A 25,867-nucleotide genomic window follows, 5' to 3' on the forward strand; every position below is an offset into this window, starting at 1 on the left:
CCCGTCCACCCGGACCCGCCCAAGGAGCCGCGACGTGACCTCACACGACGAACTCGCCCACCTCATCCGCCGCCGCGGCCTCCTCGGCGTCGCCGCCGGGACGGCCGCCGCCGCCCTCCTCGGCGCGGCCGCCGGCGGTACCGCGGCGGCCGCGTCCCGCCGTCCCGGCGGTCCGCTCGTCCCCCGGGACAGGCTCGGCGTCCAGCTCTACAGCCTCCGCGACCAGGTCTCCACCGTCGGCTTCGCCCGCGTCTTCGAAGAGCTGCGGCGCCAGGGCTACGCCGAGGTCGAGTTCGCGGGCTACTCCCAGGGCTCGGCGGGCCCCATCACCCTGAGGCGGCTGCGCCGCCTGGTCCGCGACAACGGGCTGCGGGCCGTCGGCAGCCATGTCGGCTACTACTCCCCGGACCCGAACGCCTACACCTTCGCCACCAACCTGGAGAAGGTCCTCGACGACGCCCAGGAACTGGGGCTGAAGCACATCGGCACCGCCAGCGGACCGTTCCGCCACGGTTCCACGGTCGACGCCTGGAAGCGGGCCGCGGAGGACTTCAACACCTACGGCGCCGCCGCCCGCGCCCGCGGCATGAAGTTCTACCAGCACAACCACGCCGAGGAGTTCTCCTTCGCGAGCGACCGCCCCGACGTGCGCCTGTACGACGTGCTGCTGGCGGAGACCGACCCCGACCTGGTCCACCTGGAGATGGACGTCTACTGGGCGTACTGCGGGCAGTTCCGCTTCAGCACCCGCCCCGACGGGGTCCCCGCGCCCTTCGACCCGATCGACTACGTCCTGGCGGCCCCGCACCGCTACCCGCTGTTCCACGTGAAGGACGGCGAGAGCGACCCGTCGGCCCGCGACGGCTACCGCATGACGGACGTCGGCGACGGCGACATCGACTACCAGCGGTTCATCGGCGGGGTCGAGCGGCTCTCCCGCCGCCGCGACCACCACTGGATCGCCGAACACGACGACCCCGGCGACTCCTTCCGCTTCGCCCGCCGCTCCGCCGCCCATCTGCGCTCGCTGCGCGAGGACGGCTGCTGAGCGCCGGCGACGACCGGGCGGCGGACCGGGGCGCGGCGCGTCCCCCTCGCGCGCTCGCGCGAGGGGGACGTCCCGCGGGGTCGGGGCCGGTCAGGGGTGCTCGTGCCCCGGGGGGTGGTGCGGCTCGTGGCCGGGGACGGTGCCGTCGGGCTTGGCCACCAGGAGCAGCCCGGCCATGCCCATGTCGGAGTGGCTCTGGACGTGGCAGTGGTACATCCACGCCCCGGCGCCCACGTTCTCCCCGGCCCTCACCTGGAACCCGAACGAGTCGGCGGGGCCGGTGATCTTGTTGTCGATGACGCGGCTGGGGTCGTCCGGGCCCTCCAGCAGGCCCGTACGGTTGTCCGCCCAGCGGTGACCGTGCAGGTGGAACGTGTGGTAGTACTCGCCGTGCGTGATCATGACGATCTCGACCCGGTCGCCCACGGTCGCCTCGAAGTCCGGGGTCTCGCCGGCTCCCCTGTTGTTGATCGTCATGTCGTTGAAGACGATGGTGAACTGCCTGTCCGGCAGGACGTCGCCCTTCCGGCGGACCACCACCGGCCCGTACAGGCCCCTGCGGATGCCGCCGGTGCCGTGCTCGGTGCCGACGACGTGGTCGTGGTAGTGCCAGTACCCGGCGCTGCCCGGCCGCCAGGTGCCGTCCCTGCGCCTTCCGGGCTCGTGGGTGCGCCAGGTGTAGGTGCGCCTTCCGCCCGGCGGCACGGTGCTGCGGCTCATCCGGGTGCCGTCGTTGTCGATGTCGTAGTCGACGCCGTGCACATGGAGGCTGACCTCCACGTCCGTCGTGTTCTCGAACTCGATGTGCAGGGTGTCGCCCTCGACCAGCTCGATCACGGGACCCGGGATGGTGGCCCCGCCCTTCTCCAGGCCGTAGCCCATCTGCCCGCCGGGCAGCCGCTCGGCGTACATCCTCATGTGGCGGACCTCGCCCCCGGCCCGCGCCCGGCGGACCGCCTCCCCCGCGGCCGCGGGCGCGGCCGTCCCCGCGGCGGAAGCGGGGGCGGGGGCGCCGGCGACCGGAACGGCCGTGCCCACGGCCGCGGCGGCCGCGCCGCCGGCGAGGAACCGCCGGCTGAAGGTGCGTCGGGGGATGTTGCCGGCTGCCTCGGTCATGGCTCTCCCAACTCGCGCTGCGGTGGAGGGGGCTGACGGGGTGCATGGGTGGCGGGACAACGCCACGGTAGACCGGTGGTCTCCGTTCGTCCACATTCGAGACAAAGTTTGTTCGATGTCGGTCATAGCTGTTGGCGAGCCGCGAAAAGAGGTCTAGTTTCAACGGCCGTTGCTCCGACCGGAGACGACCGGAGAAGGTGAGTGGACCATGCGGCACGCACCGCATCGACTTCCCTCGGCGAGACGAGGGACCAGCACACTGCACCTCGGAAAGCGACGCGGCCTCCTCGCCGCCCTCATGACCGGCGCCATCACCGCGACCCTGCTGGGCGGCACACCGGCCGCCGCCCGTCTCGACCCGGACCCTCCGGCGCCGAAGCTCCGCCTGGCGTCCCCGCCGGGTGGGGAGGACGTCCGCGTCCTGGTCTTCCACGCCTCCGCCGGCGAGGAACCGCCGACGGTGGACGCCGGGATCGAGGCCGTCGAACGGATCGGGAGGACCGGCCCCGCCGCCGAGCGCTTCAGGGTCGACGCCACCGACGACGCCTCGGTCTTCTCCTCGAAGAGGCTCGGCAGGTACAACGCGGTCGTCTTCCTCACCGGCGGCGGGGACGTGCTGGACCCCGAGCAGGAAGCGGGACTGGAGAGCTACCTGGAGGCCGGGGGCGGGTTCCTCGGCATCCACGGCGCGGCACGCGCCGAACCGTACTCGTCGTGGTTCACCGGCCTGGTCGGAGCCCGGCCGGCGGCCGGCGGGACGGAAGCGGTGCGACGCGCCGTCGTCGAGGTCGGCGACCGCGCGCATCCGGCCACGAAGGACCTCCCGCTGGAGTGGAAGCGGTCCGACCGGTGGATCGACTGGGAGGCCAACCCCTCGGGGAAGGTGCACACGGTCGCGCGGGTGCGCGAGGAGCCCCGCGGACCGGGAGCGGACGCGGGGGACTGGGACCACCCCGTCTCCTGGTGCCGCGACTACGACGGCGGCCGGTCCTTCTACACCGCCATGGGCGGTACGGCGGCGAGCTTCCGGGAGACCGACTTCCGCACCCATCTGCGCGGCGCGCTGATGTGGACCACGCGCCTGGCCCGCGCCGACTGCAAGGCGACCATCACCGCCCACTACGAGGCCGAGCGGCTCACCCGGCCCAACCAGCCGGGGCGGACCGACCAGATCGGCGAACCGCACGGGCTCGTCACCGCCCCCGACGGCCGGGTCTTCTACATCGGCCGCGGCGGCGGCGCCGCCGGGGACCCGGTGAGGACCGACTGGAACGACCCCGGGATCGGCAGGGGCGAGGGCACCGTCCACGTGTGGGACCCCAGGACGCGGGAGGTCACCCTCGTCGGCACCCTGGACGTCTTCGGCAACAAGGGCGGCGGCGGGGAACTGACCAAGAACGAGGAGGGACTGGTCGGCATCGAACTCGACCCCGACTTCCCCGACAACGGCTGGGTCTACCTCCACTGGACCCCGCACTCGCGGATCGACCGCGACACGCGCACGGCCGAGCGCCGGGTCTCCCGCTTCACCCTGGACCCCGGGACGAACCGGCTCGACCTTTCCTCGGAGAAGGTCCTGCTGAAGTGGCCCGTCCAGATCCACAGCTGCTGCCACGCGGGCGGCGGCATGGCCTGGGACTCCAAGGGCAACCTCTACATCGCCACCGGCGACAACAACTCCTCCGGTTTCAGCGACGGCTACTCCGGCAACAACCCGGAACCGAACTTCCGGGGCGGGGCCTTCGCCGACGCCCGCCGCACCTCCGGCAACACCAACAACCTCAACGGGAAGATCCTGCGCATCCACCCCGAGGACGACGGGACGTACACCATCCCCGAGGGCAACCTCTTCACGGGCAGGGAGCAGGACGAGGGCGGCGGCAAGACCCGCGGCGAGATCTACGTCATGGGCGTCCGCAACCCGGCCCGCATCGCCGTCGACCGGGAGACCGACGTCCTCCACGCCGGGTGGGTCGGCCCGGACGCCTCCGCGCCCAGCCCCGTGTGGGGACCGGCGAAGTACGACACCTTCGCGGCCATCACCAGGGCGGGCAACCACGGCTGGCCGTTCTGCATGGGCAACAAGCAGCCCTACCGGGACCGCAACCTGCCCGACCCGGGCAAGCCGCTCGGCTGGTACGACTGCGACCGCCCGAGGAACGAGTCCCCCCACAACGACGGCCTGGTGAACCTCCCCCCGGTCACCTCCAACACCATCTGGTACTCCCCCCAGGGCGGCGCCCCCGACTTCCCGCGCGACGCCGACGGCGTACCCAGCTACCGGCTGGAGGAGCAGGAGCTGCTGCTCCCGTGGCTCAGGGGCGGCGGCCAGGCCGCGATGAACGGGCCCGTCTACCGCCACGACGCCGGAAGCGGCAGCGCGCACAAGTGGCCGGAGTACTGGGACGGCAAGTGGTTCGTCGGCGACCTCTACGACGGCGACCAGCCGCGGCACGCGGTCCTCACCGACCCGAAGACGGTCGGCAGGGGCGGCCTGCCCGTGCACGCCGAGAGCCTGGACGGGATCGTCCCCGTGGGCCGGGGAGGCATCCGCAACCTCATGGACTGGCGTTTCGGGCCCGACGGGGCGCTGTACGTCCTCGACTACGGGCGCGGCTTCTTCACCTACGACGACGCGTCGGCGCTGTGGCGCGTCACCTACCACGGCGGCGAGGCGACCCCGCCGCCCGGCGATCTGATCGGCGCGGACGGGACAACGGACAAGGCTGACAAGACAGACGAGACAGTTGAGACGAGCAAGACGGACGAGGGGGCGGAGCGGTGAACCGGAGGATCTGGACGGCCCTGGTGACCGCGCTGCTGACGGTCCTCGGCCTGGCCTCCCCGGCGGCCCACGGCCGGCCGGCCCCGCCGGCCGGTCCCACCGCGGAGCAGGTGCTCACCTGGACGGCCGGCGACGACATCACGCGGTACGCCTCGGCACCCGCGACCGCGGTCGCCGGAAAGGCCACGATCGTCTTCGAGAACAGCGAGGCCACCGGCAACACCACCGCCATGCCGCACACCCTGACCTTCGACGTCTCCGACCCGGAGTACAACAACGACGTCCCGCTGAACATCCTGGCCAGCCCCCTGGACGCCGCCGGCGGCAGGCACACCGCCGAGGTCACCCTCACCCCCGGCCGGTACCGCTACCACTGCACGATCCCCGGCCACGGCCTGATGGAGGGCATCCTCACCGTCACGGACGGCGGTCCCGGCGAGGACACCACCGCTCCGGAGACCTCCGCCACCGTCTCGGGCGACCGGGACGCGAACGGCGCCTACCTCGGCACGGCCACCGTCACCGTCACCGCCTCCGACAGCGGCTCGGGCGTCGGCACGATCGAGTACGCGGTGGGGGAGGGGGAGTTCCGGCCGTACACCGCTCCGGTGGCGGTGCACGAGACGGGCGCGCACACCGTGCGCTACCGGGCGACGGACCGGGCCGGGAACACCTCGGCGGTGAAGTCGGTGGAGTTCACCGTGGCCGCCCCGCCGACGGGCGACACCACCGCTCCGGAGACCTCCGCCACGGTGGAGGGCGAGAGGAACTCCGACGGCGCGTACGTGGGCAGGGCGAAGGTGACGGTGACCGCCACCGACGGCGGCTCCGGCGTCGAGAGGACCGAGTACTCGCTCGACGGCGGCCCCTACCTCGCCTACACCGGCCCGGTGACCGTCGACCGCGTGGGCCGCCACACCGTCGCCCACCGGGCCACCGACAGGGCGGGCAACACCTCCGAGGCGAAGCGGGTGGCCTTCACCGTGGCCGAGGGGGGCGGGGTGCCCGCCCCGCAGTGCCCGGAATGGGACGAGCGCCGCACCGTCGTCGTCGGGACCGTCGACACCGGGGTGCCCAACCGCGTCACCGGCAACCGCTGCACCGTCAACGAGCTGATCGAGGACGAGAAGGACTGGGCGTCCCACGCCCTCTTCCTCAAGCACGTGAGGAAGGTGACGGACGGACTGCTGGACGACGGGGTGATCGACGGGCGGGAGCACAGGGCGGTCAACAGGGCCGCCAGGCAGTCGGGCATCGGCAGGCCGGGGCAGGGCCAGGGCTACCGCGACCTGTTCGACGGCACGGAGAAGTCCTTCGGCCGCTGGCGGCACGTCGGCGGAGGGGCCTTCGAACTGAACGACGACGGCACCCTCACCAGCAGCACCACCGTGCCGGGCATGGGCATGCTGTGGTTCCCGGAGCGGAGGTACGACGACTTCTCCCTGAAGCTGCGGTTCCGTGACGACGCGCCGGGGGCGGGCCGGGCCAACAGCGGCGTCTTCGTCCGCTTCCCCGACGTACACGACCACCCCGAGGAGCCCCGCCCCGAGTGGGTGGCGATCACGTACGGCCACGAGGTGCAGATCCTGGACCGACCCGACGGCGACCAGTACAAGACGGGTTCGGTCTACGGGTTCGACCGGGTCGGCCTCGGGGGAGCCGGCGTCACGGAGAAGGGCACCTGGAACGAGTACGAGATCCGCGTGGTGGGCCAGCACTACTCGGTCTTCCGCAACGGCGTGCTGATCAACGAGTTCGACAACGTCGCGGGCCAGGAGTTCTCCCCGCCCCGGGCGGGCGACCCGGGCACCGACGGCCGCCGCTACGCCTCGGGGCACATCGGCCTGCAGACCCATGGCACGGCCGACGTCGTCTCCTTCCGGGACATCCGGATCAAGGAGCTGTAGCCGCGGTGAGGAGTCCGCCGGCGCCCTCCGCCGCACACCGGTGGAGGGCGCCGGCGCCGCGCCCGGCGGCCCGGTGCGGGCCGACGCCCGTGCGTGCTCCCGCGATCGGCGCGGCCGGTGTGTGATGCTGGGCGGGATCATGCCGGTCCGACGGCGTACGGCGATGTGTCGAGGAGTGTCACCGATGTCGAAGCCACCGCTTCCCGAGGCGGCCGTGACCATGCTGGAGAAGGCCAACCCGGCCGTCATCACGACACTGCGGTCGGACGGCCAGCCGGTGTCCACCGCCACCTGGTACCTGTGGGACGACGGCCGGGTGCTGGTCAACATGGACGAGGCCCGCAAGCGGCTGCGGCACGTGCGCGACGACCCCCGCGTCACGCTCACGGTGCTGGACGAGGGCAACTGGTACACGCACGTCAGCCTCATCGGCCGCGTCGCCGAGATCCGCGACGACGAGGACCTCGCCGACATCGACCGGCTGGCCCGCCACTACCTCGGGGAGCCGTACGGCCGGCGGGACCGCCGCCGCGTCAGCGCCTGGATCGAGATCGACCGCTGGCACGGCTGGGGCTCCCTGAAGGACAGCGACCAGCCCGGCTGACGCCGCCCCGGCCGCGCCCGCCCCGCGCGGGCGGGCGCGGTCAGCCGGGGAGGCCGAGGGCGGCGGCGAGATCGGCCAGGTGGCCGGAGACCGGGCCCAGGGTGAGCAGGCCGCTGCCCGCGCCGGCCAGTTCGGCCGCCGCGGGGGCGAGCGCGGCGTGGGCGCGCTCCATCGTCCCCCGGTCGCCGACGGCGAGGGCGGCCCGTGCGGCCAGGCACCACAGGGCCTCGCACAGCAGGTCGCGCGGCGGGTCCGGGACCGCGCGCAGCGACCGGGCGGCCTCGCCGCGCCGCCCCCGGTCCAGCAGCACCAGGGGACGGGCCCACGGCTCGTACGGCCCCCAGTCGGTGTGCTCGCCGGTCCGGAGGACCGGCAGCCCGTGCCGCACGCGCAGGCAGAGCAGCGCGAGCGGCAGCAGACCGCGCTCCAGTCCGGGCATGCCGGCCCCCTCCAGCCGCGCGGCGGCGCTCCGGTAGGCCGCCTCCACCCCGGCCGCCGGCGCCGTGCCGGCCGCGTCGAGCCGCAGCGCGGCGTACCACCGGGTGAACACGCCCACCAGCGGCAGTTCGTGACGCCCGGCCAGGCGGTCCGCGGCGGCCGCGTGGCGGTCGGCGCCCGCGAAGTCCCCCAGGGCGCAGCGCGCCTGGAGGCGGACGAGGTGGCCGAGGACCTCGTGGACGGGCATGCCGTGCCGGGCGGACAGGTCGACCAGTTCGGCGCCGATCCCGTCGCGGCGCGGCGCCAGGCCCGTGCGGTGGAAGGTCTGCATGAACACGCCGTTGAGGGCGAACGCCAGCAGCGCCGGATCGCCCAGACGGCGGGCGATCTCCTCCGCCCGCCGGGCGGCCCGGGGCCCGCGGGGGGAGGACGCGCCGCGCGACTCCAGGGCGATCGTGGCCAGCAGCCGCGCCCGGGCCGCGTCGTGCCCGGCGGCCGGGAGGGACGCCAGGGTGCGCTCGGCCGCCGCGACCACCCGCGCGGCCTGCCCGGGGTCGTCGACGCGGGTCCAGACCGCCGGGACGTCGTAGACGCCGATGATCCGGGCGGTCAGCTCCGGGTCGCCCAGCTCCTCGGCCGCCGCGACGGCGGCCACACGGTGCTCGCGGGCCGCCTCCAGACCGCCGCCCCCGGTCACCGCGAGGTCGCGCAGCAGGCCCACCGTCGACTCCAGCCGGACCCGGGCGCCGGACGGCACGGCACGCGCGTAGGCGGCGGCCGTCCGCGCCCACACCCGCTCCGCCGCCTCCCGCGGCGCGGGGGAGGGGGCGAGATGGGCGGCGTGGCCGAGGATGTCGGTCTCCAGCCCGCGCAGCGCGGGGCCCGGGTCCACGCCCAGTTGCTCGACCAGGAGCGTACGGGCCCGGCGCAGGACCGCCAGCGCGTCGCCCTGGCGGCCGGCGCGGTACAGCGCGAGCGCCAGCAGGCGCCAGGAGTCCTCGCGCCAGGGGTGCTCGGCCACGTGCGCGTCCAGGTCCGGCACCGCCTCGGCGGCCAGGCCCAGGGCCAGCCGGGCCTCGGCCCGCCGCTCGACGGCGTGCAGTCGCAGCTCCGCCAGGCGCGAGCGTTCCGCACGGGCCCAGGGCCGGTCGGCGAAGTCGGCGTAGGCGGGCCCGCGCCACCACTCCAGCGCCTCCGCCAGCCGCGCGGCCGCCTCTTCGGGGGGCAGCGCCGCGGCGGCGGCCACCGCCCGTTCGAAGCGCCAGGCGTCCACCTCGTCCGGCCCGGCGCGCAGCGCGTACCCGGGACCGTCGGTGACCAGCAGCCGGGCGGGAGCGCGGGGCGGGCGCTCCGGCTCCAGCGCGCGGCGCAGCGCGGCCACGAAGGTGCGCACCGCGCCCACCGCGTCCGGCGGCGGGTCCTCCCACAGGTCGTCGACCAGACGGGCGACCGGGACGACGCGGCGGCGTGCCACGACCAGCCGGGCCAGCACCGCCCGGTGCCGCGGCCCCTTCAGCGCGACCGGGCCCCCGGCGCCGTCCCAGGCCGTCACCGGACCCAGCACCCCGAACACGACCCGCACCCGCGACCACCCTCTCCGGGACACCGTCCCGGGCGCCACGCTACAGCGCGCTCATCCGGTGCTCATCCGCGTCCACCAGGCTCGGAGCATCCCATCCGCCCACGGAAGAGAGCGTGCGACCATGACCCCCGCCATCCCCGGCTTCGACCACCGGCGCGTCCCCGTCGCCGACGGCGTGTCCCTCAACACGGCGATCGGCGGCTCGGGCCCCGCGATCGTGCTGCTGCACGGATTCCCGCAGACCCACCTGATGTGGCGGCACGTCGCCGCCGACCTCGCGGCCGACCACACCGTCATCTGCCCCGACCTGCGCGGCTACGGCGCCAGCGACAAGCCGGCCGACACCGACGGCACCGCCTACGCCAAGCGCACCACGGCCGCCGACACCGTCGCCCTGGCCCGCGCGCTGGGGCACGAGCGCTTCGCGCTGGCCGGGCACGACCGCGGCGCCCTGGTCGCCTTCCGCGCCGGGCTCGACCATCCGGAGGCGGTCACCCACCTGGCCTGCCTCGACGTGCTGCCGACCCTGGACATGTGGGAGGTGATGCGCGGCGCCGACGCCGCCGTCGGCTTCCACCTCTACCTGATGGCCCAGCCGCCCGGCCTGCCCGAGCGGATGATCGCCGCCTGTCCGGACGCCTTCTTCGGCCACTTCCTCGACGCCTGGACGCGCGACCCGCGGGCCGTTCCCGCCGACGTACGCGCCGCCTACCTGGACGCCTGCCGCGGCGCGGTGCCCTCGATCACGGCCGACTACCGGGCCTCGGCCGGAATCGACGCCGACCACGACCGGGCCGACCGGGACGCCGGGAACCGGCTGCGGATGCCGGTCACCGTGCTCCAGCAGGACTGGGGCGCGGCCCTGGGCTACGACGCCGCCGCGCTGTGGCGGGCCTGGGCGCCCGACCTGCGGCACACCACCGTCACCTGCGGCCACTTCATGGCCGAGGAGGCGCCCGCCGAGGTCGCCGGGGCCCTGCGGGACCTCATGGCCCGCTGAGCGACCGGGACGGCCGGGCCCGCGGGGCCGCCGGGCCGGGCCGCGAGGCTCCCTCGACGGCCCCGCGAGCCGGCAGGAGTGTCCTGCTCCAGACGGGGCACCGGTCGATCACAGGCCGGTCGTTTCAGGAGGCGCCGTGACAGAAACCATCCTTCTCATCCTCGGCCTCGTGGTCGTGCCCATAGCCGCTCTGGCCCTCCTCACCTGGGGCCTGAACGGCACCGTGTGGCTGCTGAACCGGTGCGCCCGCCGGAAGGAACCGGTGGCGGGGACCGTGCGGTGGCAGGCGCCCGAGGCGGCCGGCCCGGGCGGCGCCGAGGGGCTTCCCCGGTGACCCGCCCGCTCCGTCCGGGTGGGCCCCGCTCGGGGCCCACCCGGACGGAGCGGGGGGATTCGGGCATGGCGCCCGACCTGGCCGGACATACGTCGTGTCATGAACGATTTCCCCCACGGTTCCCCCGCCGGCCCCGCGGACCCCGCCGACCCGGCGGACGAGCGGGTCGCCGAGCGCCTCGTACCGGTCTGGCTGGAGGAGGCGGCCCGCTACGACGCGGGCGCGGCCGAGCGGGCCGGGCGGGACTGGAAGCAGGGCCGCCTGTCGTCCGAGGCCGCCCGTGAGCTGGCCGACTGGGTGACGGCCCGGGTCACCGACACCGGGTTCAACGAGGACGAGGGGCCCGCCCCGGACGGCCCCGCGCACATCAGCGTCGCCGACAAGGCGGCGGTCCACCGGTGGCTGGCCGCCCGGGGGTACGACGTCTGAGGCCGTACCGGACGCGGGCGGCGCCGGTGACGGCACCGCCGGTTCGTCCGCCGGCCGGCTACCGCCCGCGCCTGTGCCGGGGCGCGCGCCGGGGCGTGAGCCCCCCGGCGAGCCCGTCGACCACCAGGGACACCCCGATGCCGAGCAGCCAGACGTCCTTGGCCAGCGGAAGCCCCTGCTCCGTCCAGCGCAGGCTGCCCTCCTGCCGCATGCCGGGGGTGCACAGGTACAGGCCGAGCGTGCCGAGCGAGAACGCGGTCAGCCCGGCTCCCGCCACGGCGGCCGGGACGCCGGGCAGCAGCAGGGCCGCTCCGAGCCCGACCTCCGCCTTCCACAGGAGCCCGGTCAACCGCCGGGGTTCCAGGCGCTCCAGGAAGGGATAGGCGCCGGAGGCGAAACCGTGCAGTCCTTCGGCGGTCCCCTCGTCGGGGTTCCTCTTCGACAGTCCGGAGTTGAGCAGGAACGCCCCGGCGGTCACCCTGAGCGGCAGCCGCCGGGCGACGGTCGCCGCGTCCGGGCGCGGCGTACGGGTGGTGGGCATGGGCATGGAACCTCCCGGTCGGGTGCGGTGGGGCCCGGCGGCTGCCGCTCAGGGTGACCGCCGCGCCACGCTCGCGCGGGGACGGACGGCCGCTCAGGCCCAGGTGTACTTGTCCCCGCCGACCCACCGCACGACGGCCGGATCGTCCAGATCCACCGGGCTCAGGCCCGCCTCGTACGCCAGCCGGACCACGTCGGTGACGTCACGGGCGAGCCCCGCCGGCAACCCCCTGATCTGGACCGTGCGGAACGGCCGGTCACCGGGGGTCACGCCCCAGACGACGATCGGGGGCTGCGGCGGTGCTTCGTCGGTCACGCCTCCCATCCTGGCCCGGTGCCGCCGGCGGCGCACCTCGGCCCCGGACCGCGCACGGGCCCGGGGCCGGGCGGCCGGACTGCCGGGCCTAGTCGACCTCCACCGCGGCCTGCGCGAACTGCGCCCTGTACAGACGGGCGTACGCCCCGTTCGCCGCCAGCAGCTCCTCGTGCGTGCCCTGCTCGACGATCGAGCCGTCCTCCATCACCAGGATGACGTCGGCGTCCCTGACGGTGGAGAGCCGGTGCGCGATCACGAAGCTGGTGCGGCCGTGGGCCAGCCGTGCCATCGCCTTCTGGATCAGCACCTCGGTGCGGGTGTCCACCGAGCTGGTCGCCTCGTCCAGCACCAGGATCACCGGATCCGACAGGAAGGCCCGCGCGATGGTGATCAGCTGCTTCTCGCCGGCGCTGACCCCGGACCCCTCGTCGTCGAGGACGGTGTCGTACCCGTCCGGGAGGGTGCGGACGAAGTGGTCGGCGTGGGCGGCGCGCGCCGCCTCCTCGACCTCCTCCCGCGTCACCTCGCGGGTCGCGCCGTACGCGATGTTCTCCGCGATCGTGCCGCCGAACAGCCAGGTGTCCTGCAGCACCATGCCGATCCGCGAGCGCAGTTCGTCGCGCGGCATCGCGGCGATGTCCACGCCGTCCAGGGTGATGCGCCCGCCGGTCACGTCGTAGAACCGCATCAGCAGGTTGACCAGGGTGGTCTTGCCCGCCCCCGTCGGGCCGACCACGGCCACGGTGTGCCCCGGCTCCACCGTCAGCGACAGGTCCTCGATGAGCGGCTTGTCCGGGTCGTAGCGGAAGGACACCTTCTCCAGGCCGACCCTGCCGCGCACGGTGCCCGGGCGCTCGCCCGGCACGGGGTCGGCCTCCTGCTCCTCGGCGTCGAGGAGTTCGAAGACCCGCTCGGCCGAGGCGACGCCCGACTGCACCAGGTTCGCCATCGACGCGACCTGGGTGAGCGGCATCGAGAACTGCCGCGAGTACTGGATGAAGGCCTGCACGTCACCGATCGACAGCGCGCCGGAGGCGACCCGCAGTCCGCCGACCACGGCCACCAGGACGTAGTTGACGTTCGAGACGAAGAACATCAGCGGCTGCATGACGCCGCTGATGAACTGGGCCCTGAACGACGCCTCGTACAGCTCCCCGTTCTGCTCGGCGAACGTCCTGGCCGACTCCTCCTGCCGCCCGAAGACCTTCACCAGGGCGTGCCCGGTGTACATCTCCTCGATGTGCGCGTTGAGCCGGCCCGTGGAGCGCCACTGCCGCACGAACTGCGGCTGCGACCTCTTGCCGACCCGTTTGGCCACCGCGACGGACAGCGGCACGGTGACCAGCGCCACCAGCGCGAGCAGCGGCGAGATCCAGAACATCATCACCAGGACGCCGACGATGGTGAGCACCGAGTTGACCAGCTGCCCCATCGTCTGCTGGAGCGTCTGCCCGATGTTGTCGATGTCGTTGGTGGCCCGGCTGAGCACCTCGCCGCGCTGCCGGCTGTCGAAGTACGACAGCGGCAGCCGCTCCAGCTTCGCCTGCACGTCCGCGCGCATCCGGAACATGGTGTTGTTCACCGCCCGGTTCACCAGGCGGGTCGCCACCGCCATCAGGAGACCGGCGGCGGCGAACACCGCCAGGGCCAGCAGCAGGACCTCGCCGATGGCGGTGAAGTCGATGCCCTCGCCGGGGGTGAACTCCGTCCCCGAGAGCATGTCGGCGACGTCGCCCCGGCCCTCCTGCCGCATGCCGTCCAGGACCTGCTCCCGGCCGGCTCCCGCGGGCATCTCGCGTCCCACGATCCCGGCGAAGAGCAGATCGGTGGCCCGCCCGAGGATCTTCGGCCCGGCCACGGAGAGCGCCACGCTCAGCACCACGGCCAGCAGCATCCCGTACAGCGTGGCCCGCTCCGGCCCGAACCGCGCCAGCAGCCGTCTGCCGGACCCCTTGAAGTCCATCGACCGCTGGTCCGGGCCGCCCGCGGCCATCATCCGACCCATGGCCATCAGGCGGCCTCCGCTTCCGTCAGCTGGGAGAGCACGATCTCCCGGTACGTCCCGTTGTCCGCCATCAGTTCGTGGTGGCGCCCGGTGCCCACGACCCGGCCTCCGTCGAGGACGACGATGCGGTCGGCGTCGCGGATGGTGGACACCCGCTGGGCGACGATCACGACCGTCGCGTCGGCGGTCTCCCGCGCCAGCGCCGTGCGCAGCGCCGCGTCGGTGGCGTAGTCCAGCGCGGAGAAGGAGTCGTCGAAGAGGTAGATCTCCGGGCGCCGCACCAGGGTGCGCGCGATCGCGAGCCGCTGCCGCTGGCCGCCGGAGACGTTCGTCCCGCCCTGCGCGACGGGGGCGTCCAGCCCGCCCTCCAGCCGCCGCACGAAGTCGGCCGCCTGGGCCACCTCCAGGGCGTGCCACAGCTCCTCGTCCGTCGCGTCCGGGTTGCCGTAGCGGAGGTTCGTCGCGACCGTACCCGAGAACAGGTAGGGCTTCTGCGGCACCAGGCTCACCGTCCTGGCCAGCAGCGCGGGGTCCAGGTCGCGTACGTCCACGCCGCCGACCAGCACCTCGCCGGCGGTCGCGTCGAACAGCCGGGCCACCAGCCCGAGCAGCGTCGACTTGCCGCTGCCGGTCGAACCGATGACCGCCGTGGTCTCGCCGGGCCTGGCCGTCAGGAGGACGTCGCGCAGGACCGGTTCCTCGGCGCCCGGGTAGCGGAAGCCGGCGCCGCGGATCTCCAGGTGGCCGTGGCGCGCCAGCTCCCGCACCGGGTCCCGGGGCGGCGCCACGCTGGTGGAGGTGGCCAGGACCTCCTCGATGCGCTCGGCGCACACCTCCGCGCGCGGGACCATCATGAACATGAAGGTGGCCATCATCACGCTCATCACGATCTGCATGAGGTAGGCGAGGAACGCGGTCAGCGCCCCGATCTCCATGTCCCCGTCGTCGATGCGGTGCGCGCCGAACCAGACCACGGCGACGGACGACAGGTTCACCACGGTCATGACGATCGGGAACATCAGCGCCAGCAGCCGCCCGGTGCCCAGCGACACCTCGGTCAGCTCCGCGTTGGCGGTGCGGAAGCGCTCGCGCTCGTACGCGTCGCGCACGAAGGCCCTGATGACGCGGTTGCCGGTGATCTGCTCGCGCAGCACCCGGTTCACCGTGTCGAGCCGCTCCTGCATGGTGCGGAACAGCGGCCGCAGGCGCCGTACGATCAGGCCCACGGCGATGCCGAGCACCGGCACGACCGCGACCAGCACCGCCGACAGCGGCACGTCGAGCCCGAGGGCCATCACGATGCCGCCCACGCACATGATCGGCGCCGACACCATGAGCGTGAACCCCATCAGCACCAGGGTCTGCACCTGCTGGACGTCGTTGGTGGTCCGCGTGATCAGCGAGGGCGCCCCGAAGCGGCCCAGCTCGCGCGCCGAGAAGGACTGCACGCGGTCGAAGACCGCGGCCCGGACGTCCCGGCCGAACGCCGCCGCGGTCCGCGCGCCGTGGAAGACGGCGCCGACGTTGCAGCCCACCTGGATCACGGTGACCGCGATCATGACGGCGCCGAGGAGGAGGATGCGGCCGGTGTCGCCCTTCACGACGCCCTCGTCGAGGATGTCCGCGTTGAGGGTGGGCAGGTAGAGGGTGGCGCAGGTCTGCAGGAACTGCAGCAGCACCAGGGCGGATATCGCTCCCCGGTAGGGAGCCAGGTGTTTCCTCAGCAGTGCGGTCAGCAAGCGGTGGTCCCCCGTGTCGGTGTGGTCGTGGGCCGCGTCGGGCGTCGACGCCCCATCATCCGGCATGCGCCGCGGCACTCTACGACGGCTCCGGGAAGGAAGTCAGCCGGATATCCCGCTCGATCAGGTCCCGGTGGGACTCCTGCAGCCCCTCGGGGAGGTCGCCGGGCGCGAACCACCTCGCCTCCAGGATCTCGAGGGGGTCGATCCTGAGGGCGCCGCCGGTGGACAGGGCCTCGTAGGCCACCTCCATCCGCAGCCGGTACCCGCTCCGCAGCCGGACGAGTCCGCCGACGCGCACGTCCAGCCCGGTCTCCTCGCGCACCTCGCGGACGACCGTGTCCTCGAGGGTCTCGCCCCTCTTCGCGTAGCCCGTCGGCAGGCCCCACGGGCGGTCCTCGCGCCACATGCGGTGCCTGAGGAGGAGCACGTTGCCCTCCCCGTCGCGCACGACGCCGGTGACGCCCACCATGAACGTCGGGTTCGCGAGCCACAGCAGGCGCCACTGCAGCGAGCCGCCGACGCGGTGCCAGATCCGGGCGATGAGCCTCTTCACGCCGTCTCCTTCTCCTTCGGTGAGGGGTTCCGTGCTCCGTCTGCGTTCCGCCCGCGCCGCCGCTCCCCGGTGCGGAGCCGGCGCGGCGGCCGTCGCCGTTCACGATGACGCACGCGCCGGTCCCGGCGGGGGAGGCGCCCGCGCCCGGCGGTGCGGACCGCCCCCGGCCGGGGCGCGCGGGCCCATCACCCGCTGCGCGCAACCGACTTGAACGTGTTCAAGAACAGGTCTACAGTCCGTGCCAACAGCTTTTTGAACACGTTCAAAGAGCGCTTCACGAAGGGTGGGGGCATGGACCTCACTGTGGTCACATACGTCGTCTACCTGGCCGTCAGCATCGGCCTGACCATCTGGGTGGCGCGCACGCTCAGCGGGAACGGACAGCTCTTCCTGGAGGACGTCCTGCGCGGGAACGAGAAGCTCGCGGGTGCCGTGAACCACCTGCTGGTGGTCGGCTTCTATCTCGTCAACCTCGGCTTCGTCGCGCTGTACCTGAGGATCGGGACGCCGGTGGAGAGCACCAGGGGCGTGTTCGAGGCGCTGTCCGGGCGGCTGGGCGTGGTGCTGCTGGTGCTCGGCGTGCTGCACCTGGGCAACGTCTACGTGCTCAACCGGGTCCGGCGGCGGGGCGCGATGGAGCGGGAGCAGACGCCCCCGGTGCCGCCGCAGGGCTGGACCGCTCCGGCCGCCGGGGCGTGACGGGCGTGACCGGGACGACCGCCGCGGACCGGGACGCCACGCGCGTCCCGGTCCACCGGCTGACGGTGCTGTACGACGCGGGCTGCCCGCTGTGCCGCCACGTCCGCGACTGGCTGGCTCGGCAGCGCCAGCTCGTTCCGCTGGACCTGGTGCCGGCCGGCTCGGACGAGGCGCGGCGGCGGCTGCCGGAACTCGACCACGGCCGCACCCTGGAGGAGATCACGGTCGTGGGGGACGGCGGGCAGGTCTACCGGGGGCCGGCCGCCTGGATCGTGTGCCTGTGGGCCCTGGCCGACCACCGGCCCACGGCCCACCGGCTCAGCACCCCGGTGGGCGCGCCGCTGGCGCGGGCGGCGGTGCTCGCCGCGGCGAGGTACCGCCGGGCGACCCGGCGGCCGGAGGGGGACGGCGCCTGGGGCGGGCGGGTCTACCGCACCTCCGACGGCTGGACCTACGACCCCGACGCGGGCTGGACCCGTACTGGCCAGGCCCCGCCGCCCGCCCTCCCCCCGGCCTGTGGGGGAACCTGTCCCGCGCCCGATTAGGCTCACCCGTGTGGAAGCAGCACCGAAGCCCGCACGCGAGGACGCCGCGGCCGAGCCGCCCGAGCCCGCCGGGGCTGCCCGGCCCGCCGGGGCCGGGAGACCGGGGAAGCCGGAGAGGGCGGCGCGGCCGGCCGGGCAGCCCAGGGGCGAGCAGACGCGGACCCTCATCCTGGAGACCGCCCTGCGGCTGTTCGGGGAGCGCGGCTACGACCGGACGACGATGCGCGCCATCGCCCAGGAGGCCGGGGTCTCCGTGGGCAACGCGTACTACTACTTCGGCAGCAAGGAACACCTGATCCAGGGGTTCTACGACCGGATCACCGAGCAGCACCAGGCGGCCGTCGAGGGCGTCCTGGAGAGCGAGCGGGACCTCGCGGCACGCATCCGCGGGGTCCTCCTCGCCTGGCTGGAGGTCGCCGAGCCGTACCACGAGTTCGCCGCCCAGTTCTTCAAGAACGCCGCCGACCCCGACAGCCCGCTCAGCCCCTTCTCCGCCGAGTCCGAGGGCCCCCGCGAGGCCGCGATCGACGTCCACCGCAGGGTCCTGGCGGGCTCGGACGCCGGGTACGACCCCGAACTCGCCGAGCAGCTGCCCCGGTTGCTCTGGCTCCAGCAGATGGGCCTGGTCCTGTTCTGGGTCTACGACCGCTCCGAGGGCTCGGCGAACAGCCGCCGCCTCGCCGAGCGCGTGGCGCCGATCGCCGCCCGCGCCATATCCCTCACCCGGTTCCGCCTCCTGCGGCCACTGGTGCGCGAGACCCACGAACTGCTCAGCGACTTCATGCCGACGGCGGCGGGGATGGCGGCGAGCGGCCCGCAGCGCGGGAAGCCGGACGAGCCGGACGAGCCGGGGAAACCGGCGAAACCGGGGAAACCGGTGAAGGGGAGGACGGGAAGGAGGGCGGTGGGCGGGCGTACGGCCGCCCGGGCCCGCCGCGACCCCGGGGAGCGGGACGGCGAGGGCTGACGGCGGCGGGGCGGAGGACGCCCGGTCCGCCGCGGCGGACCGGGCGCCGGTTCCGGCCCGGCGTCAGGCGCGGAAGTCGTCCGGCCGCTCCGGGGACGCCTCGGCCAGCGCCTTGGCGACCTCCTCGACCCCGGCCCGCAGCCCGTACACGGGCGTGCCGGGCTGCTGGCGCCAGGAGTCGTCGATGCCGCCCGCGTCGACGGTGTCGAAGCCCATCTCCTCGATGAGGTCCCGCACGCGGCGCTTGGCGTCCTCGTCGTCCCCGGCCACCGGCAGGGCCAGGCGCTCCGGGTCGCCCGCGGGGCGAGGACCGTCGAGGATGTCCTGGGCGTAGGTGCCGTTGAACGCCTTGACGACCGGGTGGCCGATCTGCCGCTCGGTCCAGCGGCTCTCGGTCAGCCCCTCGTCCTCGATGGCGTCGATCCGGCCGTCGCGCTGCCGCGGGTAGTAGTTGCCCGTGTCGATGACCGCCACCGCGGGGGCGGCCCCGTCGAGCAGCCCGGAGGGCAGGTCGGGCACCGCCTTCAGGGGGACGGTGACCACCACGACCTCCGCCCCGCGCGCCGCCTCGGCGGCGGTGACGGGGGTGGCCCCGGTCTCCTCGGCCAGCGCGGCGAGGGTGTGCGGTCCGCGCGAGTTCGCCACCGACACGTCGTGGCCGAGTGCGGTCAGCCGCCGGGTCAGATTGCCGCCGATGTTGCCTGCGCCGATGATGCCGATCTTCATCGCGTGTCCTTCGCGTCCGTCGGGCGGGGCGACCGGCAGCCGTCCGCGCGGGACGGCGGTCGCACCCGTGCCGCCCCGGCCGGGGCCGGGGCGGCACCCTGCGCAACCCGGGCGCCGGGGGATCTGTTCCCCCGGCGTGCCGCTCACCGCCTCCGGCGCCGCCCGCAGAAAACCATGCATGCGTGCTTGCTTGTTTCCGCCTCCCCTGTCACGCTCGCCGGGCGGGGCGGTGGCGGGGCGGTGGCGGCGCGGGGCGCCGACGCGGGACCGAGACGACGGGAGGGCGGCGTGCCGGGTTCGGCTGCGGACGAGGTGCTGGAGGACCTGCGGCGCGAGAGCGAGGAGCTGGACGCGCTCGTCGCGCCCCTGGCCCGGGAGGGCGGCGGGCGGTGGACGGCTGGCACCCCGGCGCCCGGCTGGACCGTCGCCCACCAGATCGCCCACCTCCTCTGGACCGACGGGCGCGCCCTGCTGGCCGTCCGCGACCCGGAGGCGTTCCGGCGCGAGGCCGAGGCGGCGTTCGCGGACCCGGCCGCCGTGGGCGTCCACGTGGACGACGGCGCCCGGCGCGGCGCGGCGCTCCCGCCCGGCGAACTGCTGGCCGCCTGGCGCACCGGGCGGCGGGAGCTCGCCGAAGCGCTGGACGCACTGGCCGCGCGCCCGGGGAAGCACCGGATCCCCTGGTACGGACCGCCGATGAGCCCCGCGGGCATGGCGACGGCCCGGCTGATGGAGACCTGGGCGCACGGCGGGGACGTCGCCGGGGCACTGGGCGTGCGGCGCGAACCGACCGCGCGGCTGCGGCACGTGGCCCGGCTCGGCGTACGCACCCGGGACTTCGCCCACGCGGTGCGCGGACTCCGCCCGCCCGCCGAGCCGTTCCGCGTCGAACTGACCCCGCCCCCGGCGGCCGGCCGCGCCCCCGGCGCACAGACGGTCTGGGCGTACGGCCCCGAGGACGCGCCGCAGCGGATCAGCGGGCCCGCGCTGGACTTCTGCCTCCTCGTCACCCAGCGCGTCCACCGCGACGACACCGCCCTGCGGGCCACCGGCGCCGACGCCGAGCGCTGGCTCTCCATCGCCCAGGCCTTCGCGGGACCGCCCGGCGCCGGGCGGGCGCCGGGGGCGCGCACGGCCGGGAGCACGCGGTGAGCGCCTCCGCCGGCGGCGTGCTGCGCGTCGGGAACGCCTCCGGCTTCTACGGCGACCGCTTCGACGCGGTGCGCGAGATGCTCACCGGCGGCGAGCTGGACGTGCTGACCGGCGACTACCTGGCCGAACTGACCATGCTGATCCTGGGCCGGGACCGGATGAGGGACCCCGGCCTCGGCTACGCGAAGACCTTCCTGCGCCAGCTGGAGGACACCCTCGGCCCGGCCGTGGAGCGCGGCACGGCGCTGGTGGCGAACGCCGGCGGGCTCAACCCGGCCGGCCTCGCCGGCGCCGTGCGCGACCTGGCCGGCCGGCTCGGCGTACCGGCGAGGGTGGCGTACGTCGAGGGCGACGACGTGCTGGCCCGGGGCGGCTGGGGCGAGGGCGTCCTCACCGCCAACGCCTACCTCGGCGGCGCCGGCGTCACCGCCTGCCTGAACGCCGGCGCCGACGTGGTGGTGACCGGCCGGGTGACCGACGCCGCGCTGGTCACCGGAGCCGCGGCCGCCCGCTTCGGCTGGGACGCGGACGACCCGCGCGACCGCGACGCGCTGGCCGGCGCCGTGGTGGCCGGGCACGTGCTGGAGTGCGGCACGCAGGCGACCGGCGGCAACTACGCCTTCTTCGCCTCCGAGGGACTCGACGTCCGCCGCCCCGGCTTCCCACTGGCCGAACTGCACCGCGACGGAAGCTCGGTGATCACCAAGCACCCGGGCACCGGCGGCGCCGTCACCGTCGGCACCGTCACCGCCCAACTGCTGTACGAGACCGCCGGAGCGCGCTACGCCGGGCCCGATGTGACGGCGCGGCTGGACACCGTACGGCTGCGGGCCGACGGACCGGACCGGGTGCGGATCGAGGGCGTGCGCGGCGAGGCCCCGCCGCCCGCCCTCAAGGTGGGACTCACCCGCCTCGGCGGCTTCCGCAACGAGGTGGTGTTCGTCCTCACCGGACTCGACGTCGAGGCCAAGGCGGCGCTGGTGCGGGAGCAGATGGAGGACCGCCTGGCCGCCGCGCCCGGCGGCCGTCCCGGGGAGGTCCGCTGGACCCTGGCCCGCACCGACACCGCGGACGCGCCCGTGCAGGAGGAGGCGAGCGCCCTGCTCCGCCTCGTCGTGCGGGACGCGGACCCGGAGCGGGTGGGCCGGGCCGTCGGCGGCGCCGCCGTCGAGCTGGCGCTCGGCAGCTACCCCGGCTTCCACGTCACCGCGCCGCCGGGGAAGGGCGCTCCCTACGGGGTGTTCGAGGCGGCGTACCTGGACGCGGACCGGGTGCCGCACACCGCCGTGCTGCCGGACGGACGGCGGGTCCCCGTACCGCCGCCCCGCCGCACCCGCCCCCTGGAGGCGGTCGGGGAGCCGCCGCTGCCCGAGCCGCTGCCCGAGGCGGTGCTGCGCACCACCCGCCGGGCGCCGCTGGGAGCCGTGGCCGGGGCGCGCAGCGGGGACAAGGGCGGCAGCGCCAACATCGGCCTGTGGGCGCGCGACGAGAGGTCGTGGCGCTGGCTGGCGCACACCCTCACCGTCGGCGGGCTCCGCGAACTGCTCCCGGAGGCGGGCCCGCTGCCCGTCACCCGGCACGTACTGCCCGGCCTGCGCGCCCTGAACTTCGTGATCGACGGGATCCTCGGCGAGGGCGCCGCCTCGCAGGCCCGCTTCGATCCGCAGGCCAAGGCGCTGGGGGAGTGGCTGCGCTCCCGCCACACCGACATACCCGAGGAGCTGCTGTGACCGTGTTGCGCTCGGCGCTGGACACCACCGGGCCGCAGTACGCCGCCAACCGCGAGGCGATGCTCGCCGGCCTGGCCGGGCTGGAGGCCGAGCACGCCAAGGCCCTGGCCGGCGGCGGCGAGAAGTACGTCGCCCGCCACCGCGCCCGGGGCAGGCTGCCGGCCCGGGAGCGGATCGAGCTCCTGCTCGACCCCGACACCCCGTTCCTGGAGCTGTCCCCGCTGGCGGCCTGGGGCAGCGACTACGCCGTCGGAGCCTCGCTGGTCACCGGCATCGGCGTGGTCGAGGGGGTCGAGTGCCTGGTCACCGCCAACGACCCGACGGTGCGCGGCGGCGCCAGCAACCCCTGGACGCTGCGGAAGGCGCTGCGGGCCAACGAGATCGCGCGGGCCAACCGGCTGCCGGTCATCAGCCTGGTGGAGTCCGGCGGCGCCGACCTGCCCAGCCAGAAGGAGGTCTTCGTCCCCGGCGGCGCGCTCTTCCGCGACCTCACCCGGCTGAGCGAGGCGGGCGTCCCCACGATCGCGGTCGTCTTCGGAAACTCCACGGCCGGCGGCGCCTACGTGCCGGGCATGTCCGACCACGTGATCATGGTGGACCGGGGCGCCAAGGTGTTCCTCGGCGGACCGCCCCTGGTGAGGATGGCCACCGGGGAGGAGGCCGACGACGAGGAGCTGGGCGGCGCCGACATGCACGCCCGCGTCTCCGGCCTCGCCGACCACTTCGCCGTGGACGAGCCGGACGCGCTGCGCCGGGCCCGCCGCGTCGTCGCCCGCCTCAACTGGCGCAAGGCGCACCCCGCGCCCGACCCCGCGACCGTACGCCCGCCGCGCCACGACGAGGACGAACTGCTGGGCATCGTGCCCGGCGACCTCAAGGTGCCCTTCGACCCGCGCGAGGTGATCGCCCGGATCGTCGACGACTCCGACTACGACGAGTTCAAGCCGCTCTACGGCACCAGCCTGACCACCGGCTGGGCCGCCCTGCACGGCCACCCCGTCGGCATCCTGGCCAACGCCCGCGGTGTGCTCTTCAGCGAGGAGGCGCAGAAGGCCGCCCAGTTCATCCAGCTCGCCAACCAGCGCGACATCCCCCTGGTCTTCCTCCACAACACCACCGGCTACATGGTCGGCGGCGCGTACGAGCGGGGCGGCATCATCAAGCACGGCGCGATGATGATCAACGCCGTGTCCAACTCCCGGGTCCCGCACCTGTCGGTACTGATGGGGGCCTCCTACGGCGCCGGCCACTACGGCATGTGCGGCCGGGCCTACGACCCCCGCTTCCTGTTCTCCTGGCCCAGCGCCAAGTGCGCCGTCATGGGCCCGCAGCAGCTCGCCGGGGTGCTGTCCGCCGTGATGCGCGAGTCCGCGGCGGCCAGGGGCAGGCCGTACGACGAGGAGGGCGACGCGGCGCTGCGCGCGATGGTCGAGCGGCAGATCGAGGCCGAGTCGCTGCCGGTGTTCCTCTCCGGGCGGCTCTACGACGACGGCGTGATCGACCCGCGCGACACGCGCACCGTACTCGGCATGTGCCTGTCGGCCGTGCACACCGCACCGGTGGCGGGCGCACGCGGCGGCTTCGGCGTCTTCCGGATGTGAGGAGCGGGACATGACAGCAGCGGACGGGCACCGGCGGACCATCGGAGCCGTCCTGGTCGCGGGCCGCGGCGAGATCGCCCGGCGCGTCTTCCGCACCTGCCGGGAACTGGGCGTCGCCACCGTCGCCGTCCACTCCGACGCGGACGCGGACGCACCGCACGCCAGGGAGGCCGACGCGGCCGTACGGCTGCCCGGCGACGCCCCCGCCGACACCTATCTGCGCGGCGACCTGATCGTCGCGGCCGCGCTGGCGGCGGGCGCGGACGCCGTCCACCCCGGCTACGGCTTCCTCTCCGAGAACGCCGGCTTCGCACGGGCGGTACGGGAGGCGGGCCTGGTCTGGATCGGCCCGCCGCCCGAGGCGATCGAGGCCATGGCCTCCAAGACCCGCGCCAAGGAGCTGATGGCGGGGGCCGGGGTGCCGCTGCTGGAGCCCGTGGCCCCCGGGGAGGCGCGCGAGGAGGACCTGCCGCTGCTGGTCAAGGCCGCCGCGGGCGGCGGCGGACGCGGCATGCGGATCGTGCGCGAACTGGCCGCGCTGGACGGCGGGATCCGCGACGCGGCGGCCGAGGCGGCCGCCGCGTTCGGGGACGGCGAGGTCTTCGCCGAGCCCTACGTCGAGGGCGGACGGCACGTCGAGGTGCAGGTGCTGGCGGACGCGCACGGCACGGTGTGGACCCTGGGCACCCGGGACTGCTCGCTCCAGCGCCGCCACCAGAAGGTGATCGAGGAGGCCCCGGCGCCCCTCCTGACCGACGGGCAGCGCACCGCACTGCACGAGGCGGCCGGGCGGGCGGCGCGCGCGGTCGGCTACCGGGGCGCGGGCACGGTGGAGTTCCTCCTCGCGCCGGACGGGCGGGCGTACTTCCTGGAGATGAACACCCGCCTCCAGGTCGAGCACCCCGTCACCGAGTGCGTGTACGGCCTCGACCTCGTCGCGCTGCAACTGCGCGTCGCGGAGGGCGCCCCGCTGCCCGGGGCGGAGCCGCCCGCGCCGCGCGGCCACGCGGTCGAGGCACGCCTCTACGCCGAGGACCCGGCACGCCGGTGGCGCCCGCAGACCGGACGTCTGCACCGGTTCTCGGTGCCCGAGGGGGACGGGGTGCGGCTGGACGCCGGGGTGGCCGACGGCGACGAGATCACCGTCCACTACGACCCGATGCTGGCCAAGGTCGTCGCCTGGGCCCCGACCCGCGCCGAGGCCGTACGGAAGCTGGCGCACGCCCTGGCCCGGTCCCGGATACACGGCCCGGCCACCAACCGCGACCTGCTGGTGCGCTCGCTGCGCCACCCCGACTTCGTCTCCGGGCGCCTCGACACCGGCTTCTACGACCGGCACCTGCCGGGGCTGTGCGAGGACCACGCCGACGGCGAGCGGCGCCTGCGCGTGGCGGCGCTGGCGGCGGCGCTGGCGGACGCGGCGGCCCGCCGCGCGGCCGCGCGGACCGTCTCCGGGCGGCTCGGCGGCTGGCGCAACCTCCCCTCCCGGCCGCAGAGCAGGCGCTACCGGGCCGAGCCCGGCGGCGCCGAGCTGGAGGTCCGCTACCGGCCCGCGCGCGGCGGGCCGCCGCTCGCCGAGGACCTGCCGGGCGTACGGGTCCTGCGCGCGGACGCCGCCCGCGTCGAGCTGGAGGTCGACGGCGTACGGCACGCCTTCGGCGTCGCGGCGTACGAGGACGGGCCGGAGGGGCGGGAGGGGCGGGAGGAACGGGAGAGGGTCTTCGTCGACTCGCCGCTGGGCGCGTACGCGTTCACGGCGCTGCCCCGCTTCCCCGACCCCGGGGACCGCACCGAACCGGGCTCCCTGCTGGCCCAGATGCCGGGCACGGTCGTACGCGTCGCCGACGGGCTCGCGGTCGGCGACGCGGTGGCGGCGGGACAGCCGCTGCTGTGGCTGGAGGCGATGAAGATGGAGCACCGCGTCACGGCGCCGGCCGACGGGGTGCTGAGGGAGCTGCGGGCGGCCCCCGGACAGCGGGTCGACGTCGGCGCGGTCCTCGCCGTCGTCACCCCGTGAACCGCCGACCGGTGCCGGACCGGCGCCGGGA

22 protein-coding genes are annotated in these 25,867 nt (G+C 74.9%); 14 read left to right on the forward strand and 8 right to left on the reverse strand.

Annotated features, from left to right (window positions below; all coding sequences use genetic code 11):
• Window positions 1-34 precede the first annotated feature (34 nt).
• Window positions 35-1,048, forward strand: coding sequence for a sugar phosphate isomerase/epimerase (locus tag QC029_RS00395; RefSeq protein ID WP_279553215.1), 1,014 nt, complete (start codon window positions 35-37; stop codon window positions 1,046-1,048).
• Window positions 1,049-1,138: 90 nt separating this feature from the next.
• Here QC029_RS00395 and QC029_RS00400 read toward each other — a convergent pair whose 3' ends face one another.
• The gene (locus tag QC029_RS00400; protein WP_279553216.1) at window positions 1,139-2,164 is read right to left on the reverse strand and encodes a multicopper oxidase domain-containing protein; all 1,026 of its coding nucleotides are present in this window, start codon (window positions 2,162-2,164) and stop codon (window positions 1,139-1,141) included.
• 298 nt (window positions 2,165-2,462) lie between these two features.
• Here QC029_RS00400 and QC029_RS00405 point away from each other — a divergent pair, with 298 nt between their 5' ends.
• From QC029_RS00405 to QC029_RS00415, 3 genes are all read left to right on the forward strand, one after another.
• Window positions 2,463-4,949, forward strand: coding sequence for a ThuA domain-containing protein (locus tag QC029_RS00405; protein ID WP_279553217.1), 2,487 nt, complete (start codon window positions 2,463-2,465; stop codon window positions 4,947-4,949).
• A 230-nt stretch (window positions 4,950-5,179) separates the two neighbouring features.
• A complete protein-coding gene (locus QC029_RS00410) occupies window positions 5,180-6,856 on the forward strand; it encodes a family 16 glycoside hydrolase (protein ID WP_279553346.1) in 1,677 nt (558 codons plus the stop codon).
• Between the two features lie 184 nt (window positions 6,857-7,040).
• Complete coding sequence (locus tag QC029_RS00415; protein WP_279553218.1) at window positions 7,041-7,460, forward strand: PPOX class F420-dependent oxidoreductase; 420 nt, start codon at window positions 7,041-7,043, stop codon at window positions 7,458-7,460.
• A gap of 40 nt (window positions 7,461-7,500) precedes the next feature.
• Here QC029_RS00415 and QC029_RS00420 read toward each other — a convergent pair whose 3' ends face one another.
• Complete coding sequence (locus QC029_RS00420) at window positions 7,501-9,480, reverse strand: BTAD domain-containing putative transcriptional regulator (RefSeq protein ID WP_279553219.1); 1,980 nt, start codon at window positions 9,478-9,480, stop codon at window positions 7,501-7,503.
• Window positions 9,481-9,601: 121 nt separating this feature from the next.
• Here QC029_RS00420 and QC029_RS00425 point away from each other — a divergent pair, with 121 nt between their 5' ends.
• The 3 genes from QC029_RS00425 (at window position 9,602) to QC029_RS00435 (ending at window position 11,243) form a co-directional block, all read left to right on the forward strand.
• Window positions 9,602-10,480: an alpha/beta fold hydrolase gene (locus QC029_RS00425; protein WP_279553220.1), complete on the forward strand. Its 879-nt coding sequence runs from the start codon at window positions 9,602-9,604 to the stop codon at window positions 10,478-10,480.
• A gap of 136 nt (window positions 10,481-10,616) precedes the next feature.
• Window positions 10,617-10,814, forward strand: a complete 198-nt coding sequence (locus QC029_RS00430; protein WP_279553221.1) for a hypothetical protein — start codon at window positions 10,617-10,619, stop codon at window positions 10,812-10,814.
• Between the two features lie 99 nt (window positions 10,815-10,913).
• Window positions 10,914-11,243 carry a hypothetical protein gene (locus QC029_RS00435; protein ID WP_279553222.1) on the forward strand — a complete coding sequence of 110 codons (330 nt, stop codon included), beginning with the start codon at window positions 10,914-10,916 and terminating at the stop codon, window positions 11,241-11,243.
• A 58-nt stretch (window positions 11,244-11,301) separates the two neighbouring features.
• Here QC029_RS00435 and QC029_RS00440 read toward each other — a convergent pair whose 3' ends face one another.
• From QC029_RS00440 to QC029_RS00460, 5 genes are all read right to left on the reverse strand, one after another.
• A complete protein-coding gene (locus tag QC029_RS00440) occupies window positions 11,302-11,790 on the reverse strand; it encodes a hypothetical protein (RefSeq protein WP_336621548.1) in 489 nt (162 codons plus the stop codon).
• 87 nt (window positions 11,791-11,877) lie between these two features.
• Window positions 11,878-12,108, reverse strand: coding sequence for a hypothetical protein (locus QC029_RS00445; protein ID WP_336621549.1), 231 nt, complete (start codon window positions 12,106-12,108; stop codon window positions 11,878-11,880).
• A 79-nt stretch (window positions 12,109-12,187) separates the two neighbouring features.
• A complete protein-coding gene (locus tag QC029_RS00450) occupies window positions 12,188-14,110 on the reverse strand; it encodes an ABC transporter ATP-binding protein (protein WP_279553224.1) in 1,923 nt (640 codons plus the stop codon).
• Window positions 14,110-15,843, reverse strand: a complete 1,734-nt coding sequence (locus QC029_RS00455; protein WP_279553348.1) for an ABC transporter ATP-binding protein — start codon at window positions 15,841-15,843, stop codon at window positions 14,110-14,112. Before QC029_RS00455 ends, QC029_RS00450 begins: the two co-directional genes overlap by 1 nt.
• A gap of 79 nt (window positions 15,844-15,922) precedes the next feature.
• Window positions 15,923-16,399 carry an NUDIX domain-containing protein gene (locus QC029_RS00460; protein ID WP_279553225.1) on the reverse strand — a complete coding sequence of 159 codons (477 nt, stop codon included), beginning with the start codon at window positions 16,397-16,399 and terminating at the stop codon, window positions 15,923-15,925.
• A gap of 291 nt (window positions 16,400-16,690) precedes the next feature.
• Between QC029_RS00460 and QC029_RS00465 the strand changes: the two genes are divergently transcribed.
• The 3 genes from QC029_RS00465 to QC029_RS00475 all read left to right on the forward strand — a co-directional run bounded on the left by QC029_RS00465 (window position 16,691) and on the right by QC029_RS00475 (window position 18,610).
• Window positions 16,691-17,098 carry a hypothetical protein gene (locus tag QC029_RS00465; RefSeq protein WP_279553226.1) on the forward strand — a complete coding sequence of 136 codons (408 nt, stop codon included), beginning with the start codon at window positions 16,691-16,693 and terminating at the stop codon, window positions 17,096-17,098.
• On the forward strand, window positions 17,095-17,643 hold the full coding sequence (locus tag QC029_RS00470) for a thiol-disulfide oxidoreductase DCC family protein (RefSeq protein WP_279553227.1): 549 nt from the start codon (window positions 17,095-17,097) through the stop codon (window positions 17,641-17,643). The genes QC029_RS00465 and QC029_RS00470 overlap by 4 nt, the downstream gene beginning before the upstream one ends.
• 166 nt (window positions 17,644-17,809) lie before the next feature.
• On the forward strand, window positions 17,810-18,610 hold the full coding sequence (locus QC029_RS00475; RefSeq protein ID WP_279553349.1) for a TetR family transcriptional regulator: 801 nt from the start codon (window positions 17,810-17,812) through the stop codon (window positions 18,608-18,610).
• Between the two features lie 63 nt (window positions 18,611-18,673).
• On the opposite strand, the gene QC029_RS00480 is transcribed toward QC029_RS00475, so the two are convergent.
• Window positions 18,674-19,516: an NADPH-dependent F420 reductase gene (locus QC029_RS00480; RefSeq protein WP_279553228.1), complete on the reverse strand. Its 843-nt coding sequence runs from the start codon at window positions 19,514-19,516 to the stop codon at window positions 18,674-18,676.
• A 108-nt stretch (window positions 19,517-19,624) separates the two neighbouring features.
• Between QC029_RS00480 and QC029_RS00485 the strand changes: the two genes are divergently transcribed.
• The 4 genes from QC029_RS00485 to QC029_RS00500 are packed head-to-tail and all read left to right on the forward strand — an operon-like array spanning window position 19,625 to window position 25,836.
• Entirely contained in the window at window positions 19,625-20,488 is an 864-nt protein-coding gene (locus QC029_RS00485; protein ID WP_279553229.1) for a TIGR03084 family metal-binding protein, read from the forward strand.
• Window positions 20,485-22,218 (forward strand): acyclic terpene utilization AtuA family protein, encoded by a 1,734-nt coding sequence (locus QC029_RS00490; RefSeq protein ID WP_279553230.1) that lies wholly within the window; start codon window positions 20,485-20,487, stop codon window positions 22,216-22,218. Before QC029_RS00485 ends, QC029_RS00490 begins: the two co-directional genes overlap by 4 nt.
• Window positions 22,215-23,819, forward strand: a complete 1,605-nt coding sequence (locus QC029_RS00495) for an acyl-CoA carboxylase subunit beta (RefSeq protein ID WP_279553231.1) — start codon at window positions 22,215-22,217, stop codon at window positions 23,817-23,819. The genes QC029_RS00490 and QC029_RS00495 overlap by 4 nt, the downstream gene beginning before the upstream one ends.
• Before the next feature lie 10 nt (window positions 23,820-23,829).
• Entirely contained in the window at window positions 23,830-25,836 is a 2,007-nt protein-coding gene (locus QC029_RS00500; RefSeq protein ID WP_279553232.1) for a biotin carboxylase N-terminal domain-containing protein, read from the forward strand.
• The last annotated feature ends 31 nt before the right edge of the window (window positions 25,837-25,867 follow it).

It is taken from the genome of Streptomyces sp. DH37 (genome assembly GCF_029813835.1).
In the GTDB taxonomy this organism is placed as follows: Bacteria; Actinomycetota; Actinomycetes; order Streptomycetales; family Streptomycetaceae; genus Streptomyces.